Source organism: Bradyrhizobium sp. (assembly GCF_047605465.1).
GTDB lineage: Bacteria > Pseudomonadota > Alphaproteobacteria > Rhizobiales > Xanthobacteraceae > Bradyrhizobium.
Genome location: NZ_JASGFS010000025.1, coordinates 64,345 through 82,507, shown reverse-complemented (window position 1 = coordinate 82,507; position 18,163 = coordinate 64,345). Strand labels below are relative to the sequence as shown.

The following is an 18,163-nucleotide window of genomic DNA, read 5'->3' as shown; positions in this document are numbered from 1 at the left end:
ATGATCGGCGGCGCATAGAGGCGCGCAGGGTCGGCGCGGGAAAAGCCGCCATTGCGGTCCGGCGCCCATTGCATCGGCGTGCGCACGCCGTTGCGGTCGCCGAGATAGATGTTGTCGCCCATGCCGATCTCGTCGCCGTAGTAGATGATCGGCGTGCCGGGGAACGACAGCAAGAGCGAGTTCATCAGCTCGATCTTGCGGCGGTCGTTGTCCATCAGCGGCGCGAGGCGCCGCCGGATGCCGACATTGATGCGCGCCCGGGGATCGTTGGCGTAGGTGGTCCAGAGATAGTCGCGCTCGACATCCGTGACCATTTCCAGCGTGAGCTCGTCGTGGTTGCGCAGGAACAGCGCCCATTGGCAGCTCGCCGGAATGTCCGGGGTCTGGCGCAGGATGTCGGTGATCGGGAAACGGTCCTCCTGCGCGATCGCCATGTAGATGCGCGGCATCAGCGGGAAGTGGTAGGCCATGTGGCATTCATCGCCGCGGCCGAAATACTCCTGCACGTCCTCCGGCCACTGGTTGGCCTCGGCCAGCAGCAGCTTGCCCTTGGCGTAGGCGTCAAGCTCCTGGCGCAGGCGCTTGATGATCGTGTGCGTCTCCGGCAGGTTCTCGTTCGACGTGCCTTCGCGTTCGCAGAGATAGGGAATGGCGTCGAGCCGGAATCCGTCGACACCGGCATCGAGCCACCGCTTCATCACCTGAATGATGGCGCTGACGACGCGCGGATTGTCGAAATTGAGGTCCGGCTGGTGCGAGAAGAAGCGGTGCCAGTAGAAGGCGCCGGCTTCGGGATCCCAGGTCCAGTTCGACTTCTCGGTGTCGGTGAAGATGATCCGCGTGCCCTGGTATTTCTGGTCGGTGTCGCTCCAGACGTACCAGTTGCGCGCGCTCGAGCCCGGTTGGCTGCGGCGCGCACGCTTGAACCATTTGTGCTGGTCCGAGGTGTGGTTGACGACGAGCTCGGTGATCACGCGCAGGCCGCGCTTCTGCGCCTCCTGGATGAAGCGCTTGAAGTCCTTCATCGTCCCGAAATCGGGATTGACCGAGCCGTAATCTCCGATGTCGTAGCCGTCGTCGCGGCCGGGGGAGGGATAGAACGGCAGCAGCCACAGCGCGGTGACGCCGAGGTCCTGCAGATAGGGGAGCTTCTCGGTCAACCCGGCGAAGTCGCCGATGCCGTCATTGTTGCTGTCGGCGAACGCCTTGACGTGGAGCTGGTAGATGATCGCGTCCTTGTACCAGAGCTCGTCCACGACCTCGGCAGCCGCGGCCTTCTTGGTATCGACGGAAGAAAGAACATTCATGGCGTGGTCCTTACGCCAGGCAGCGGAACAAGAGTGCCGGATCGCAGCCGGGATCGATATGCAGCTTGATCCCGCCCCATTCGATGCGGGATCGTTCGCCGGTGTGGAGGTTTTCGAGTGAGGTAACGTGGCGCCGCTCTTCGCCGGTGTCGACGGTGACATCGCCGAGTGGCAGCCAGATGTCGCGGACATTGCACGAGAGCGCGATGACGCTCAAGACGCTGTTTCCGGCCGCCTCCTTCACGAAGGCGATCGTTTCGCGGTCCTCGACGCCGAGGAAACGCAGGTTGGCGGTGTCGTGCAGTGCCGTGTTCTCGCGACGGATGCGATTGAGCGCGGCGATGTAGGCCTTGATGTTGCCGGGCCTGTCCCAGTCGCGCTGCTTGATCCGGTATTTCTCGGAATCGAAATATTCCTCGCGGCCGGGGACCGCCTCGTGCTCCAGCAGTTCGAAGCCGCTGTAGACCCCGTAATTGCCGGAGAGGATCGCGGCCAGCGCGACGCGCGCCTTGAACATCCAGGCTTCGCCGCTCTGCAGATGATAGGGCAGCAGGTCGGGCGTGTTGACGAACAGGTTCGGACGATAGAAGTCCCGCTCGGGATAGCGCGTGATTTCGCCGAGATATTGCTCCAGCTCCCATTTCTCCGTGCGCCAGGGGAAATAGGTGAAGGATTGCGCGAAGCCGAGCTTGGCGAGTCCCTTCATCAGTTTCGGCCGGGCGAATGTCTTGGAAAACAGGATCACCTCGGGATGGCGCCTGCGGATGTCGCGGATCAACCATTCCCAGAACTGGAACGGTGCGGTGTCGTGATTGTCGATGGCGAAGATGGTCACGCCATGGTCGATCCAGAACAGCATGGCGTCGCGGAACGCGCACCACAGTCCGGCCCTGTCGACCGACGCGAAATCCGGGATGACGATATCGGAATAGGGACCCGCACCGGTCCGCACCGAGCGGTCCGGCCGCCATTTGAACCATTCCGGATGCTGCGTCAGCCAGGGGTGGTCGGGTGAGCATTGCACGGCGAAGTCGAGCGCGAGTTCGAGTCCGTATTCGAGACAGGTCGCGACCAGCGCGCGGAAATCCTCGGCGGTGCCGAGATCGGGATGCAGCGCATCGTGGCCGCCCTCCGCGGCGCCGATCGCATAAGGCGAACCGGGATCGCCCTCGGCGGCCATCGGCGAATTGTCGCGGCCCTTGCGGCGGGTATGACCGATGGGATGGATCGGCGTGAAGTAGAGCACATCGAAGCCCATCGCGGCGACGTCGGGAGCGCGCGCGATGCAGTCCCTCAGCGTGCCGTGCCGGCCCGGCACATCGCTCTGGCTGCGCGGCATCATCTGATACCAGGCGCTGAAGCGCGCCTTGCCGCGGTCGGCGATCAGCGGGAAGGGCGGTGAGCGGGTCAGGTCGGGACGCGGCTGACTGTCGGCCATCGCCGCGCCGAGTTCGGCCGTCAGCAGCGGCGTAACGTCGCCGGTCTGGAGATAGTCCTCGCATTGCCCGACGATGATCGCCGCGGCGTCCTGCCGCGCACCATGGGCCTTGGTCAGGAGACCGGCGCCCTCGACCGCGTCGAGGGCGACGTCGGCGCCCGAAAGCCGCTTGCGCGCCACCCCGTGGCGCCAGGTGGCGAATTCGTCCGTCCAGGCTTCGATGGCATAGACGTACTGACCGGTTTCGGCCGGGACGAACGCGCCCGACCACCGGTCATTGCCGTGATGGACCATCGGCTCGGTCTGCCATTCCCGGTCCTGCTCGCGGCGCCAGACCAGCGCGGCGCCGATCACGGCATCGCCGTCACGATAGATGTCGGCCCAGACCTCGACCCGTTCGCCGGCGATCCGCTTCACGGCGAAACGACCGCCGTCGATCAGCGGATAGATGTCTTCAATAAGGAAAGCGCTGCCGGCTGCGGCACTCTCGACAGTTTGAATTGTCTTGTTCACGGTGATGCCATTGACAAGAAAGCAGGGGCCCGTTTCCCTCGTCGGGAACCTACGTTTGGTACCTATAAAGAAAGCCGCTTGTATGTCATTGGTTCCCGCCGGGAACGGCAGGTATGGTTCGAGAGTTGACCTTGGCTAACGTCTTCCGATGCTTCGTTAAAATGAATGCCCCCGGAAAAAGGGTGGCCTGCAATCTGCGTGCCGAATGGATCAATTAGCTCAAGCCCGTATCAAGGGCGTTCAGTCCGAATTCGTCGATGCCCTCGGAAAGCTGCGGATCACCGATCCCGTGGCCCTCAAATCCATCCTCGACGCCCTGCCGGAGAAGCGGGTCTATCGCTTCGTCAGCGGGCCTGTCGTGGTGCGGGCGCTGGCAAACGCGCGCACGGAATTGGCGGCGACGGGAGTACCGCCGTTGCGATGGGCCGTCGGCGGCCACGCGAAGATCATCGCGCAGGGTGAGACGCGCGAGCCGGTGATCGCCTGGCCCGCGGGCCTGCCGCTCGGGTACCATCGATTGACGCTGACGGATGCCGAGGGCGCGACCGAAGAGGTGCCGATGATCGTGGCGCCCGAGCGTGCCTTTGGCGGCGATTTCGGCCGCGGCTGGCTGCTCGCCGTGCAACTCTACAGTGTCCGCTCCGAACGCAATTGGGGCATTGGCGATTTCACCGACCTTGCCGGTCTGGTCCGGCTCGCCCGGCAGATCGGCGCAGACGGCGTCGGGCTCAACCCGCTGCACGTGCTGTTCGACGACCGGCCGACCGATTGCAGCCCCTATTCGCCGAACAGCCGGCTGTTTCTCAATCCGCTCTACATCGACGTCGAGGCGATCCCGGAGTTCTCGGCCGCCCTCCTGCCCGATGCCGCCGCGGTCGCTGCGCGCCTGCGCGAGGGCGATCGCGTGCCCTATGCCGATGTCGCGGCGTTGAAATGGCGCGGCCTGCGCGCTGTCTTTGACAGCTTCGTGACAAAGGCGAGCGACGCCCGTCGCAAGGAATTCGACGCTTTCCGTGCGGAGCGGGCGCCGCTGTTGTCCCGCTTCGCCTGTTTCGAGGCGCTGCGCCATCGCTTTGCCGGACCATGGTGGGAATGGCCGCCGGAATGGCGGCAGCCGGACGAGGCGAAATGCGCCGAACTGCGTAACGGTCCCGACAAGCGCGAGGTCGAGTTCGTCGAGTTCGTGCAGTGGATCGCCGATGCGCAATTGCGTGCCGCCAAGGCATTGGCCGGCGAACTCGGCATGCGGGTCGGGCTCTATCTCGACGTGGCCGTCGGCGTGCAGTCCAACGGTTTCGACGCCTGGAACGAGCAGGTGGCGATTTCCCGCCATCTCGCCGTCGGCGCCCCGCCCGACGTTCTCAACACCGTCGGCCAGGATTGGGGCCTTGCCGGTTTCAATGCCGGTGGCCTCGAAGCGAAATCCTTCGTGCCGTTCGCCGACATGCTGGCGGCCTCGATGCGCCATGCCGGCGCCATCAGGCTCGATCACGTGCTGGGCTTGAAGCGGCTTTATCTCGTGCCGCGCGGCTTCAGGCCCGACAACGGCGCCTATGTGCAGATGCCATTCGAGGCGCTGCTGGCGGCCGTGGCGCGCGAGAGTGCGGCCCACAAATGCATCGTCATCGGCGAGGACCTCGGCACGGTGCCGGAAGGCTTTCGCGAGACCATGCAGGATTTCGGCATCTGGTCCTACCTCGTCATGATGTTCGAGCGCGACGACGCCGGGCATTTCCGCAACGTCGATTTCTACCGGCCCAACGCGCTGGTGACGCTGAACACGCACGACCTGTCGACCTATGCCGGCTGGCGCTCCTTCAGCGACCTGAAGGTGAAGCTGTCGCTCGGGCTCGATCCCGGCGAGAACGAGGAAGCGCGCTGGCATGCGCTCGGCATGCTCGACGAAATCCTGCGACAGAACGACATCGACGCCAACGATCTCTATTCCGTGCTGGCTTTCCTGTCGCGCACGCCCTCGCGGCTGCTCGCGGTCTCGCTGGAGGATCTGCTCGGCGTGATCGACCAGCCCAACATTCCCGGCACGATCGACGAGCATCCGAACTGGCGCCAGCGGCTGCCGGTCGCGCTCGACAAGATCGTCTCGAAGATCGACTTGGCGGCTTTGAAGGCCGCGACGCGGGAACGTTCATTGATCGGCGGGAGTTGAGCCGCCGGGGATTTTCAGGTTCGAAAGACATTGTCGCAGAAGATCGAAGACTACGCGCTGATCGGCGACTGCGAGACCGCCGCGCTTGTCGGGCGCGACGGCTCGATCGACTGGCTGTGCTGGCCGGCCTTCGATTCCGATGCCTGCTTTGCCGCGATCCTCGGCACTCACAAGAACGGCCGCTGGCTGGTCGCGCCGGGTGAGGACGTCACCGCCACCTCTCGCCGCTATCTCGACGACACCCTGATCCTCGAAACGCGCTTCGAGACCAAGGGCGGCACTGTCGTGCTGATCGACTTCATGCCGCCGCGCGGCAAGGCCTCCGACATCGTCCGGCTGGTCCGCGGCGTCAGCGGCTCGGTGAAAATGCGGATGGAGCTCGTCATCCGTTTCGGCTTCGGCGTCGACATTCCCTGGGTCCGGCGGATCGACCATTCGCTGCTGGCCGTCGCGGGCCAGGACATGACGGTGCTGCGTACGCCGGTCAAGACGCGCGGCGAGGACATGACCACGGTGTCCGATTTCGAGGTGAAGGCGGGCGAGACCGTGCCGTTCGTGCTGACCTACGGTCCCTCGCATCTCGACCCGCCTGACCCGATCGATCCGGAGATCGCGTTTCGGGAGACCGAGAAATTCTGGCAGGAGTGGTCGAGCCGCTCCACGCATGACGGCGAATATCGCGATCTCATCATGCGTTCGCTGATCACGCTGAAGGCGCTGACGTTCGGGCCGACCGGCGGTATCGTCGCGGCGCCGACCACGTCGCTGCCGGAGAAGCTCGGCGGGATGCGGAACTGGGACTATCGCTTCTGCTGGCTGCGCGACGCCACCTTCACGCTGCTGGCATTGATGAACTCGGGCTATACCGAGGAAGCTTCGGCCTGGCACAATTGGCTCTTGCGCGCAGCCGCCGGCTCGCCCGCCAACATGCAGATCATGTACGGCATCTGGGGACAGCGCCGGCTGCTGGAATGGGAGGCCGACTGGCTCGACGGCTATGAGGGCTCGCAGCCGGTCCGCGTCGGCAACGCCGCGCACGCCCAGCTCCAGCTCGACGTCTACGGCGAACTGATCGATGCCTTCCACCAGTCGCGCATGGCCAAGCTCAAGCTCGACGACGAGGCGACCTGGGCGCTGGAATGCAACGTGCTCAACCATCTCGCCGAGGTCTGGGACCAGCCCGATCACGGCATCTGGGAACGGCGCGGGCAGCCGAGGCACTACGTCTTCTCCAAGGTGATGACCTGGGTCGCGTTCGACCGCGGCATCAAGAGTGCCGAGACATTCGGCTTCAAGGCGCCGCTGCTGCACTGGCGCACCCTGCGCGAGGCGATCCATCGCGATGTCTGCAACAACGGTTTCGACGCGCAGGAGAATGCCTTCGTCGAATCCTACGGCTCGAAACTGCTCGATGCCAGCGTGCTGCTGTTGCCGGCGGTCGGCTTCCTGCCGCCGACCGATCCGCGCATCCGCGGCACCATCGCCGCCACCGAGCAGCACCTGATGCGCGACGGCTTCGTGCTGCGGCACGATCCGCGCGAGGTGTCGGACGAGCGGCAGCCGATCGAGGGCGCGTTCCTGGCCTGCAGCCTGTGGCTCGCCGATGCCTATGTGCTGTCGGGCGACCTGGACAAGGCGCAGACGCTGTTCGACCGCGTCGCGGGACTCGCGAACGATGTCGGCCTGCTGGCCGAGGAATATGATTCAGACGCGGCGCGCCAGACCGGAAACTTCCCGCAGGCGCTGACCCACATCGCGTTGATCAACACCGCGCATAACCTGTCGGCCGCGCGCCAACAGAGCGACAAGCCGGCCATGCAGCGGTCGCAGCAATAGGGCAAGGGCTTGATTGCTCTTACCACGGAGAGTCGCTCTCTCTCGCTTGCGGGGGGCGGGGTAGAGGTCTCCACGGGGCGAAAGCCCCGGAGAAAGAGAACCTTCATCCACTACTGCGCGGCGACCTCTCCCACAAGCGGAAGAGATCAAGAGGGCCCGCAGCCTGACCGGGAGGCTTCGAGCTCACTCACCTTAGCCAACGCCATTGCGCTTCAGGATCATCTCCATCGCCTCGGCGAAGCCGTCCTGCTCGTTGGTCGCGGTGACGTGGGTCGCCTGTTCCTTGACGCTGTCGGTGGCATTGCCCATGGCGATCGACATGCCGCTGACGCGGAACATCGCAAGGTCGTTCTGCATGTCACCAATGGTCGCGACCGCCTCGGTCGCGATACCCAGGCGCTGCGCCATCGCCTTGACGAACGTGCCCTTGTCGAAGCCCGGCGGGGTGACGTCGAGATAATAGGTCTGCGAACGCACCGCAGTCGCCTCGCTGCCGAGTGCCTGCTGCATCTCCTTTTCGCAGGCCTCGAGGCCGGCCGCATCGGCGCTCGCGCCGACGATCTTGCAGGCGCTCGCCAGATACGGCGAGAAATCCGTGACGATGGTCGGATCGGACCGGATCGTGTGCTGCTCGTGCGCGACGTATTTGCCGGTGGGGTTGTCGATCAGCCATTTGTCGTACGTGAAGAGCCAGATGTCGGCGCCGAACTTCCGGAGGATCTGCAGGGATTTTTCGGCCGCGTCGGCCGGAATGAGGTGCTGCTCGACCGGTTTCATCTGGGGATCGACGATCGAGGAGCCGTTGAACGGGCCGACCGGCAGCCAGATCGCCAGTGGCTCGATCAGGAAGCGCATGCCGATCGCGGGGCGGCTCGACGTGATGGTGAAACCGATGCCGGCCTGGTGCAGGCGCTGCACCGCCGCCCTGGCGCGTTCGGTCAGCGTCTTGTCCTTGGTCAGCAGCGTGCCGTCGACGTCGGAGACCACGAGTGAGATGGGCGTCATGGCAGCACCTTAGGTTTTCAGGGCCTTGCGTTGCGGACCGCCGAATTTCAACTGCCGCACCACACCGTCGACGATCGCCTCGACGGACTCGTCGATCGAAACGGTGATCACATGCTCGCTCGACTCCGGCGGCTCCAGCGTGTTGAACTGGCTGGTCAGCAGCTCGGGCGGCATGAAGTGCCCCTTGCGCTGCGCGAGGCGGGCTGCGATCAGCTCCTTCGTGCCCCTCAGGAACACGAAGCTGACGTCGTCGCGGCCGCGCAGCAGCACGTCGCGATAGGCATGCTTCAAGGCCGAACAGGCGATGATGACGTGTTCGCCGGCCTCGCACACCCGGGCGATCTCGTCGGCGATGGCGTTGAGCCAGGGCCAGCGGTCCTCGTCGGTGAGCGGGTGGCCCGCTTTCATTTTTGCGACATTGCTGGCGGGGTGAAAGCTGTCGCCGTCCTCGAAGCGCCAGCCGAGCCGCTCGCCGAGCGCCTCCGCGACGGTGCTCTTGCCCGAACCCGAGACGCCCATCACGATCAACGCACAAGGTGCTTCAACGCCCGCCACGAAATCCCTCCGGAAGCGCGGCCTGGTCGATCAGCCAGACGGTCTCGCCATTCGAGCGCGCGCGCAAGGCCGGCAGATTCTCGCCATTGAGGAGGCGCGTCAAGATCGGTTGCTTGTCGTGCCCGGCGATCTCGAACAGCATTTCGCGGCAGGAGGCCAGCGCGGGCAAAGTGAGCGAGATCCGCGGCACGAACGGCGCGACGTTGGCGGTCGGGACCCCGACCACCCAGCGCTCGGTCTCCTCGATCGCGGGATAGCCTGGAAAGAGCGAGGCGGTGTGGCCGTCCGGGCCCGCGCCCATCAGGACGAGGTCGAACAGCGGCCGTGCCGGGTCGAGCTTGCCGGAGCCGTAGAAGGCCTGCAGTTCGCGCGCATAGGCTACAGCGCCCTGATCGGGATCTGCGGCCCTGGTCGGGATCGGATGGACGTGGCCCGGCGGCGCGCAGCGATCGAGGAAGATCGTGCGCGCGACCGTCATGTTGTTGAGCGGATCGGTCTCGGGCACGACGCGTTCGTCGCCGATGAACCAGTGCACCCGGTCCCATGGAATCCTGCCCCGATAGGCGTCGCTTCCGAGCAGTTGATAGAGTTGCTTCGGGCTCGAGCCGCCGGTGAGGCAGATCGCGACGCGCTCCGTATTGGCCGCGATCCGCGCCATCACCCGTTCGGCCGCGGCGCGGGCGAGCGCCTCGGCGTCGGCCACGATGATCAGCTCCGGCTGGTTGGCCGCGGCGCTCATGAGAATTTTCGCCAGCTTCGCCCGTCGCGCCGGAGCAGTTCGTCGGCGCAGGCCGGACCGTCGGTCCCGGCGCGGTAGGTCTCGATGCCGTTGGAGCCCGCCTTCTTCCAGGCGTCCAGGAACGGCTGCACCGCCTGCCATCCGGCCTCGACGCCATCGGCGCGCTGGAACAGGATGTTGTCGCCGATCATGCAGTCGTAGATCAGCGTCTCGTAGCCGGTGCTGGGATCGGCCCTGAAATAGTCGCCGTAACGGAACTTCATCTCGACGCCGTCGATGTTGATGCTTGGTCCGGGAATCTTGGCGTTGAACTGAAGCTCGATCGTTTCCGTCGGCGCGATGCCGATGGTGAGGAAGTTCTGCGACAGCCGGTCCACGGTGGTCCCGCTGAACATGGACAGCGGCGCCTGCTTGAACTTGATCGCGACTTCCGTGCGCTTGTGCGCCAGCGCCTTGCCGGTGCGCAGGTAGAACGGCACGCCGGCCCAGCGCCAATTGTCGATCATCAGCTTCAGCGCGACATAGGTTTCGGTGGTGCTGCCGGCCTTGACGTCCTCGGTCTCGCGGTAATCGGGGATCTCGTCATCGCCGATGCGACCGGCGAGGTATTGCGCGCGCACCGAGCTATGCAGGGCTTCCTGCTCGCTGGGCTGCTGGATCGCAGTCAGGACCTCGGCCTTTTCCGAGCGAACCGAATGCGCGTCGAAACGAGCCGGCGGCTCCATCGCGACCAGCGACATCAACTGGAACAGATGGTTCGGCACCATGTCGCGCAGCGCGCCGGTGGCGTCGTAGAAGCCGCCGCGATGGCCGACGCCGAGCTTCTCCTCGACCGTGATCTGGATGTGGTCGATGTGGTTGCGATTCCAGATCGGCTCGAACATGCCGTTGGCAAAGCGCAGCACCAGGATGTTCTGCACCGTCTCCTTGCCGAGATAGTGGTCGATCCGATAGATCTGGTGCTCGTCCATGATCTTCAGCAGTTCGGCATTCAGCGCCCGCGCCGACGACAGGTCGGTACCGAACGGCTTTTCGACCACGAGCCGGCGCCAGGTGCCGTTTTCCTTCATCATTCCGGTGCGGCCGAGCTCGCGCGCGGTCGGCGCGAATGCGGCGGGCGGCGTCGCGAGATAGAATAGCCGGTTGCCGCCGGTGCCTTGCGCGCATTCGAGCGAGTCGAGATGTTCGCGCAGGCGATCGAAGGACGGCGGGTCCTTCGGATCGGCCTCGACGAAGGTGACGCATTGCAGAAGCTGGCGGGCGACGACGTCGTCCACGGGGCGCGTCGCGAACTCGCGCAGTCCCTTCATCAGGCTGTCGCGCAGCTCGTCGTCCGACATGCCGTTGCGGGCCACGCCGACGACGCAGAACTTCTCGGGCAAGAGGTTCTCGGCCGCGAGATTGTAGAGCGAGGGAATCACCAGGCGGTGAGTGAGGTCACCGGTCACGCCGAAGATGACGAAGGCGCAATTTTCCGGCTTGCGCTGCGGCTGGGGGTCTTTTGTCACGAACGATGGACCTTCGCTTGGTTACGCTTGCGTGATCTGCCTGTTCGAACAGCTCACTTGGGCTTGGCTGCGTCCGGCTGCTTCGGCTCCTTGTGGCCGCCGAAACCCGCGCGCATCGCGGAGAGAATCTTTTCGGCGAAGGTGTGTTCCTTGCGGGAACGGAAACGTGCATAGAGCGCCGCCGTCAGGACCTCTGCCGGCACGGCCTCGTCGATGGCCGCGTTCACGGTCCAGCGGCCTTCGCCGGAATCCTCCACGAAACCGGAATATTCCGACAGCGTCGGGTTGTCGGCGAGCGCGGTGGAGGTGAGATCGAGCAGCCAGGACGGGATCACGCTGCCGCGCCGCCACACCTCGGCGATGTCGGGGAGATTGAAATCGAAGCGATGATCCGCCGGCAGCGCGTCGACGCTGGCGTTCTGGAGGATGTCGAACCCTTCGGCATAGGCCTGCATCAGGCCGTATTCGATGCCGTTGTGGATCATCTTGACGAAATGGCCGGCGCCGACCGGGCCGGCATGGATGTAGCCCTGCTCGATGCGGGGATCGCGGCCGTCGCGCCCCGGCGTCCGGGGAATGTCGCCGGCGCCGGGCGCGAGCGCGGCGAAGATCGGGTCGAGGCGGTCGACCACCGCCTTGTCGCCGCCGATCATCATGCAATAGCCGCGGTCGAGCCCCCAGACGCCGCCCGAGGTGCCGACATCGACATAGTGGATGCCGCGCTCCTTCAGCGCCTTGCCGCGGCGGACGTCGTGCTGCCAGAAGGTGTTGCCGCCGTCGATGATGACGTCGCCGGCCTGCATCACGCCCGCGATCGTCTCGATCGTGGTCTCGGTGATGTGGCCGGCCGGCAGCATCACCCAGGCGGCGCGCGGCCGCTCCAGCTTGGCGATGAACTCCTCCAGTGTCGCCGAACCCTGTGCGCCGTCCGCGGCGAGGCCGGCGACGGCCTTGGCGTCCTTGTCGTAGACCACGGTTGAATGGCCGTGACGCATCAGCCGGCGAACGATGTTGCCGCCCATCCGGCCGAGCCCGATCATGCCGAGTTGCATTGGGATGTTCTCCTAGTTCAGTGCGTCGGTGAGCGCGGCGTTGAGGGCCGCGAGGCCCTTCTTGAGCCCGCCCTTCAGGTGCACGCGGAGCGCGCGCCGGCCGCGTTCGGTGAGCACGTCGAAATCGCCGCGCGCCTGCGCGGCCTTGATCACGCCGAAGCTGGCCTTCTGGCCGGGCACGGCCAGATCCTTGGCATCGTCGGCGGTGATCTGGAGGAACACGCCGCTGTCGGGCCCGCCCTTGTAGGCCTGGCCCGTCGAGTGCAGGAAGCGCGGGCCGAACTCGGCTGCGGTCGCCAGATGCCGCTTCTCGAGCACGGCGGTCCGCATCTCCTGCAGCGCCTCGATCGTGGCCTTGTCGCGCGCGATGTAGCCGAGCAGGGCGAAATAATCGCCGCGCCGCGAGCGCGTGATATGGGCCCTGAGCCAGGAGGTGAGGTCGCCATTGGCGCCCATCGAGCGCAACGCGGCGGCGTTGTGTTCGTCGGTGTAGAGGTCGGCTTCCGCGGTGCTGACCACCGGCCGCTCCTCGGGCAGGGTGCCGGTCTTTTCGTAGGCCGACGTCAGCTCGCGGGTCTTGATCTTGGCTGCTTCCACGTCCGGCTGGTCGAACGGGTTGATGCCAAGGATGCTGCCCGCCACGGCGGTCGCCATCTCGAAGCGGAAGAACTCCTGGCCGATATGCTCGATCGACTTCATGACGATGCGCACGACGGGATGGCCGGCCGCTTCGATCGCAGCAAGCTGCGAGTCGTGGGCGGCGTCCGCTTCGCCTTCGGTGCGGATGTCGATGAAGAAGCGGTCGTTGCCGTAGACGGAGGGATCGCCCAGCGGCTCGCCGGCGATCGGGATCAGCCCCTTGCCCTCCTTGCCGGTCGATTCCGCGATCAGCTGTTCGGCCCACGCGCCGAAATCGGCGATCTTCTTCGACGACAGGATCGTCACCTTGTCGCGCCCTTCGAGGCCGGCGAGGCCCATGGCAAGCCCGAGCTGCACGCCGGGATTCTCGTTCGGCGGCACGTCCGGTCCGCAGGAGCGCGCCATCGCAAGCGCATGCCTGATGAAGGTCTTGACATCGATGCCGGCGGTCGCCGCCGGCACGAGGCCGAATGGCGAGAGCACCGAGTAGCGTCCGCCGATCGAAGGCTCGCCGTAGAAGATGCGGGCATAGTTGAGCTTCTTGGCCGCCTTCTCCAGCGACGAGCCGGGATCGGTCACCGCGATGAAACGATGGCCGGTCTTCACCTTCGGCCCGACCGCCTTCGCGACGCGCTCGTGGAAATAGTCCTTCATCGCGTTCGGCTCGGTGGTACCGCCGGACTTGCTGGACACGATGAACACGGTGTTGGCGATGTCGATCCGGTCTTCCATCGCCCGCACCTGCGCCGGATCGGTGGAATCCAGCACGTGCAGCTTCGGGAAGCCCGGCTTCCGAGCGAAGGTCTCCGCAAGCACTTCGGGGCCGAGGCTCGATCCGCCCATGCCGAGCACGACGGCGTCCGAGAATTTCTGGCCCTTCACGCGGCTCGCATAGTCCTCGTAATCGGCGACGTCGGCCTTCGCCGCGCTGTCGAGCCAGCCGAGCCATTTGTCCTCGTCCGCGCCGGTCCAGACCGATTTGTCACGCTGCCACAGCCTGCGGATCTTTGCCGATGCGCGCCATTCCTCGGTGCCCTTGGCCACGGCCTTGCCGAGCCCGTCCCCCAGCGAGAGCTGCTGGCGATCGAGTGCGGGGCCTAGCACGGTGGCGCGCTTGTGGGCGACCGCGCCATAGAGCTTGTCGGCGGCGTCGGCGAACTGCTTGACGCCGTCCTTGACGAGCTCCTCGGTGATGGCGTCGAGCGAGACGCCGGAGCGCTCCAGTTCGTCCAGCACGTGCCGCGCGTCGTCGACGTTCTCTTCCAGGCTGTCGCGCGGCTTGCCGTGATCGCGGAACGCGTCGAGCGTCGCCGGCGGCACGGTGTTGATGGTGTCGGGGCCGATCAGTTCCTCGACGTAGAGGACGTCGCTGTAATCCTTGTTCTTGGTGCCGGTGGAGGCCCACAGCATGCGCTGCGGCCTGGCCCCCTTGGCGGCGAGCTTCTCCCAGCGCGGGCCGGAGAACAGCCGCTTGTAATCCTGGTAGGCGAGCTTGGCGTTGGCGATCGCGACCTTGCCCTTGAGCGCAGCGAGCCGCTCCTTCTCGCTGGGATCGTTGGCGCGGGCGATCTTCTCGTCGAGCTGCTTGTCGACCATGCTGTCGATACGGCTGACGAAGAAGCTCGCCACGCTCGCGACGTGCGACGGGTCGCCGCCGCCCGCGACATATTTTTCCAGACCCGAGAGATAGGCTTCAGCGACCTGAAGATAGACCGCCTTCGAGAACAGCAGCGTGATGTTGATGCTGATGCCCTCGCCGATGAGCTGCTCGATCGCGGGCAGGCCTTCGTGCGTCGCTGGCACCTTCACCATCAGGTTCTTGCGGTTGACGTCCTTCCAGAGCCGCCGCGCCTCCGCGACCGTGCCCGCGGTGTCCATCGCCAGGTAGGGCGACACTTCGAGGCTGACGAAACCGTCCTGTCCCTTGAGGCGATCATAGACCGGGCGCAGCACGTCGGCGGCGTTCTGGATGTCTTCGACCGCGACGGTCTCGAACAACTCGGCCACGGTCCGGTCGCCGCGCTTGAGCGCCTTGCCGATCGGAGCGTCGTATTCGTCCGAGCTGCCGATCGCCTTCTCGAAGATCGACGGGTTGGACGTGACGCCCTTGACGCCGTCGGTGTCGATCAGCCGCTTCAGATCGCCTTTGGCGATGAAGCCGCGGGCGAGGAAGTCCAGCCAGACGGCTTGTCCGTGCTTTTCCAGTTCTTTGACGGGATTCATGATTTGTTTGTCTCCAAGCCTGCGGGCGAGGCGTCCAGCCCCGGTCCTGACGGACCCACTTTCTAGCTGACATGCTCCCGGGAGGGAACCAATCAAGGGCATGGACGTCATACCCCCAAGGGTAACTCCGTCGCGATCAGAGTGATCCAGGCGGCAAGTGCCGTGTTGCGTAAAAGTCATCGGCCCGGCACTGTTCGGCCGAAGTCCCCTGGCGTAACGTCAGCCTGCCACTGCGCGGAGTGCCGTCGGCGGGTTCTGATCCGCCTGACGCGACGTGTTGATTGGCTCGATCAGACGGGCCGTGCCGGGGAAAGATATGCGCGCAGGTCCCGATGGTCACGTTCCGGCGACTGACGACCGGCCGGCGGCCACACCTGCCGTCATCATCGATGCCTCTCACGATCTTGAAATCTGTCACTGTGCCGCGCATCTGCGGCTGCTGGTCGCGGTGGGCTTCGCGATGACTTTGCTCAGCGCGAGCCTCGCCTTCAACTGGTGGGACGGCATCGTCGACCACGATACGGCGGTGGGCTACGCCAGCGTCGTCGTGTTCAGCCTGGTGACCTGCTGGCTGATCTGGATGCTGCCGGCCGAACGGGGACCGGTGGTGGTCGTCACGCCCTACGGCATCCGTGATCTCCGCCTCGGCAACGAATTTCTGCTGTGGGACTCGATTGCGGAGATTTCGGCTGAGGAATGCCGCGGCCATAAAGTGATTGTGCTGACGCCGACGCCGGCCCTGCAGCGTCTGCTCCCCTGCATCATGTCGCGCGGCACGCAGCCGCACCGCATCATCGTCAGGGCCGAGGGGCTGACGATGGACGTCGACACGTTGCTGCGCGCCTGCCGCGACTGTCATGCTGCCGACGATTCACGCACCGCATTGCGGCGAGACCGCGATCACGGCGCGCAAGGCTTGGCCGCACAAGCGTCATAAAGCTGCCGCCCGACGGCGGCTATGTTGCGGTGCCGGATGACCTATCCCCGGTAATGCCCGGATGTTGCGACGAGGCGACATGTGCTGGAAATTAGCGAATACTGGTGTAGATTCGCATAAATAACAGGCATGTGCCTGTTCGTAACTCACCCGAATGCCTACGTTGTGCGTTGCGTCTAGATGGCGCCAGGGTGTCCAATGATCGTCATGTGCTCACGCTGATTCGAAACGGCCTGAGGAACGGTCCGGTAACTGCTTTCGTTTCAGCTTGTGTGGCGGAACTCACGCGGAGAGGGATCATGTACAACGATTCTCTATTCAACGCTTTCGCTCGGTCGTTCGAGGCGAGAAGCCAGCACGACATGTCGATGGCGGAATATCTGGAGTCGTGTCGAAGCGATCCCATGAAATACGCCAATGCGGCGGAACGACTACTAGCGGCGATCGGTGATCCCCAGACGATTGACACGGCCAAGGACCCACGCCTTGGCCGTATCTTTTTGAACCGCACGATACGCACCTATCCGGCCTTCGCCGGCTTCTACGGCATGGAAGAGACCATCGAACGGATCGTCGGCTTCTTCCGCCACGCCGCGCAGGGGCTCGAAGAGCGCAAGCAGATCCTCTACCTGCTCGGTCCGGTCGGCGGCGGCAAATCATCGCTCGCCGAGCGGCTGAAGTCGCTGATGGAAGTGCATCCGATCTACGTGCTCAAGGCCGGCGACGAACTCTCGCCCGTGTTCGAAAGCCCGCTCAGCCTGTTCGATCCCGATCAACTCGGTCCGATGCTCGAAGAGAAGTACGGCATTCCGCGCCGCCGTCTCACCGGGCTGATGAGCCCATGGTGCTACAAGCGGCTGGAAGCCTTCGGCGGCGACATCTCGCAGTTCCGCGTCGCCAAGATCCAGCCGTCGCGGCTGCGCCAGATCGCGATTGCCAAGACCGAACCCGGTGACGAGAACAACCAGGACATCTCCTCGCTCGTCGGCAAGGTCGATATCCGCAAGCTCGAGACCTACGCGCAGAACGACCCCGACGCCTACAGCTATTCCGGCGGCCTCAACCGCGCCAATCAGGGCGTGCTCGAGTTCGTCGAGATGTTCAAGGCGCCGATCAAGATGTTGCATCCCCTGCTCACCGCGACGCAGGAAGGCAACTACATCGGCACCGAGAACATCGGCGCGATCCCGTTCACCGGCATCATCCTGGCGCACTCGAACGAAGCCGAGTGGGCGAGCTTCAAGTCCAACAAGAACAACGAGGCCTTCATCGACCGCATCTGCGTGATCAAGGTGCCGTACTGCCTCAGGGTCACGGAGGAGCAGAAGATCTACGAGAAGCTGATCCAGGGTTCCGAGCTCGCGGCGGCGCCTTGCGCGCCCTCGACGCTGGAGACGCTGGCGCGCTTCTCGGTGATGTCGCGCCTGCGCAAGCACGAGAACTCCACGCTGTTCGGCAAGATGCGGGTCTACGATGGTGAAAGCCTGAAGGAATCCGATCCGAAGGCGCGCAGCGTGCAGGAATATCGTGATGCCGCCGGTGTCGACGAGGGCATGGACGGCGTCTCGACGCGCTTCGCCTTCAAGATCCTGGCTGCGACCTTCAACCACGATCCGCAGGAAGTCGCCGCCGACGCCGTGCACCTGATGTACGCGCTGGAACAATCGATCCGGCGCGAGCAGCTCCCCGAGGAAGTCGAGAAGCGCTATCTCGAATTCATCAAGGCCGAGCTTGCTCCACGCTATGCCGAGTTCATCGGCAACGAGATCCAGAAGGCCTATCTCGAATCCTACTCGGATTACGGCCAGAACCTGTTCGACCGCTACGTCGATTACGCCGACGCCTGGATCGAGGACCAGGACTTCAAGGATCCCGATACGGGACAGCTGCTCGATCGCGAACTCCTGAACCAGGAGCTGACCAAGATCGAGAAGCCGGCCGGCATCGCCAACCCCAAGGACTTCCGCAACGAGGTCGTCAAATTTTCGTTACGTTCACGGGCACAGAACGGTGGCAAGAATCCGACCTGGACGTCCTACGAGAAGATTCGCGACGTGATCGAAAAGCGGATATTCTCCCAGGTCGAGGACCTGCTTCCGGTCATCTCGTTCGGATCGAAGAAGGACGGCGAGACGGAGAAGAAACACGGCGAGTTCGTCGCACGCATGGTGGAGCGCGGCTACACCGAGCGTCAGGTTCGCCGGCTCGTCGAGTGGTACATGCGAGTGAAGCAAGCCGGTTGAG

12 protein-coding genes are annotated in these 18,163 nt (G+C 64.8%); 4 read left to right on the top strand and 8 right to left on the bottom strand.

The genetic code is table 11. The annotated features are described in order from the left end of the window. Positions 1 to 1,307, bottom strand: a 1,307-nt coding sequence (gene treS / locus QM712_RS19795) for a maltose alpha-D-glucosyltransferase (protein WP_415024815.1), incomplete at its 3' end; no start/stop codon positions are given. A gap of 10 nt (positions 1,308 to 1,317) precedes the next feature. Next, entirely contained in the window at positions 1,318 to 3,258 is a 1,941-nt protein-coding gene (locus tag QM712_RS19790; protein ID WP_415024814.1) for a maltotransferase domain-containing protein, read from the bottom strand. A gap of 205 nt (positions 3,259 to 3,463) precedes the next feature. Between QM712_RS19790 and malQ the strand changes: the two genes are divergently transcribed. Both malQ and QM712_RS19780 read left to right on the top strand, forming a co-directional pair. Further along, positions 3,464 to 5,425, top strand: a complete 1,962-nt coding sequence (gene malQ, locus QM712_RS19785; protein WP_415024813.1) for a 4-alpha-glucanotransferase — start codon at positions 3,464 to 3,466, stop codon at positions 5,423 to 5,425. A gap of 30 nt (positions 5,426 to 5,455) precedes the next feature. Further along, positions 5,456 to 7,261: a glycoside hydrolase family 15 protein gene (locus QM712_RS19780; RefSeq protein ID WP_415024812.1), complete on the top strand. Its 1,806-nt coding sequence runs from the start codon at positions 5,456 to 5,458 to the stop codon at positions 7,259 to 7,261. Positions 7,262 to 7,453: 192 nt separating this feature from the next. On the opposite strand, the gene QM712_RS19775 is transcribed toward QM712_RS19780, so the two are convergent. The 6 genes from QM712_RS19775 to QM712_RS19750 are packed head-to-tail and all read right to left on the bottom strand — an operon-like array spanning position 7,454 to position 14,982. Further along, positions 7,454 to 8,266: an HAD family hydrolase gene (locus tag QM712_RS19775; RefSeq protein WP_415024811.1), complete on the bottom strand. Its 813-nt coding sequence runs from the start codon at positions 8,264 to 8,266 to the stop codon at positions 7,454 to 7,456. Between the two features lie 9 nt (positions 8,267 to 8,275). Next, positions 8,276 to 8,821, bottom strand: a complete 546-nt coding sequence (locus QM712_RS19770; protein WP_415024810.1) for a gluconokinase — start codon at positions 8,819 to 8,821, stop codon at positions 8,276 to 8,278. Continuing rightward, positions 8,808 to 9,560 carry a 6-phosphogluconolactonase gene (gene pgl, locus QM712_RS19765; RefSeq protein WP_415024809.1) on the bottom strand — a complete coding sequence of 251 codons (753 nt, stop codon included), beginning with the start codon at positions 9,558 to 9,560 and terminating at the stop codon, positions 8,808 to 8,810. Before pgl ends, QM712_RS19770 begins: the two co-directional genes overlap by 14 nt. Continuing rightward, positions 9,557 to 11,068: a glucose-6-phosphate dehydrogenase gene (gene zwf, locus QM712_RS19760; RefSeq protein WP_415024808.1), complete on the bottom strand. Its 1,512-nt coding sequence runs from the start codon at positions 11,066 to 11,068 to the stop codon at positions 9,557 to 9,559. Before zwf ends, pgl begins: the two co-directional genes overlap by 4 nt. A gap of 53 nt (positions 11,069 to 11,121) precedes the next feature. Continuing rightward, complete coding sequence (gene gnd, locus QM712_RS19755) at positions 11,122 to 12,120, bottom strand: phosphogluconate dehydrogenase (NAD(+)-dependent, decarboxylating) (RefSeq protein ID WP_415024807.1); 999 nt, start codon at positions 12,118 to 12,120, stop codon at positions 11,122 to 11,124. 12 nt (positions 12,121 to 12,132) lie between these two features. Then, entirely contained in the window at positions 12,133 to 14,982 is a 2,850-nt protein-coding gene (locus QM712_RS19750) for a bifunctional transaldolase/phosoglucose isomerase (protein ID WP_415024806.1), read from the bottom strand. Positions 14,983 to 15,298: 316 nt separating this feature from the next. On the opposite strand from QM712_RS19750, the gene QM712_RS19745 reads away from it, so the two are divergent. Both QM712_RS19745 and QM712_RS19740 read left to right on the top strand, forming a co-directional pair. Further along, complete coding sequence (locus QM712_RS19745; protein ID WP_415024819.1) at positions 15,299 to 15,919, top strand: STM3941 family protein; 621 nt, start codon at positions 15,299 to 15,301, stop codon at positions 15,917 to 15,919. A gap of 299 nt (positions 15,920 to 16,218) precedes the next feature. Further along, positions 16,219 to 18,162 (top strand): PrkA family serine protein kinase, encoded by a 1,944-nt coding sequence (locus QM712_RS19740; protein WP_415024805.1) that lies wholly within the window; start codon positions 16,219 to 16,221, stop codon positions 18,160 to 18,162. Position 18,163: the final 1 nt, after the last annotated feature.

Coding starts and splice junctions, on each gene's coding strand:
- QM712_RS19745 (WP_415024819.1), top strand. CDS start 15,299: ATGCGCGCAGGTCCCGATGGTCACGTTCCGGCGACTGACGACCGGCCG.
- pgl (WP_415024809.1), bottom strand. CDS start 9,560: ATGAGCGCCGCGGCCAACCAGCCGGAGCTGATCATCGTGGCCGACGCC.
- QM712_RS19750 (WP_415024806.1), bottom strand. CDS start 14,982: ATGAATCCCGTCAAAGAACTGGAAAAGCACGGACAAGCCGTCTGGCTG.
- malQ (WP_415024813.1), top strand. CDS start 3,464: ATGGATCAATTAGCTCAAGCCCGTATCAAGGGCGTTCAGTCCGAATTC.
- QM712_RS19740 (WP_415024805.1), top strand. CDS start 16,219: ATGTACAACGATTCTCTATTCAACGCTTTCGCTCGGTCGTTCGAGGCG.
- QM712_RS19775 (WP_415024811.1), bottom strand. CDS start 8,266: ATGACGCCCATCTCACTCGTGGTCTCCGACGTCGACGGCACGCTGCTG.
- gnd (WP_415024807.1), bottom strand. CDS start 12,120: ATGCAACTCGGCATGATCGGGCTCGGCCGGATGGGCGGCAACATCGTT.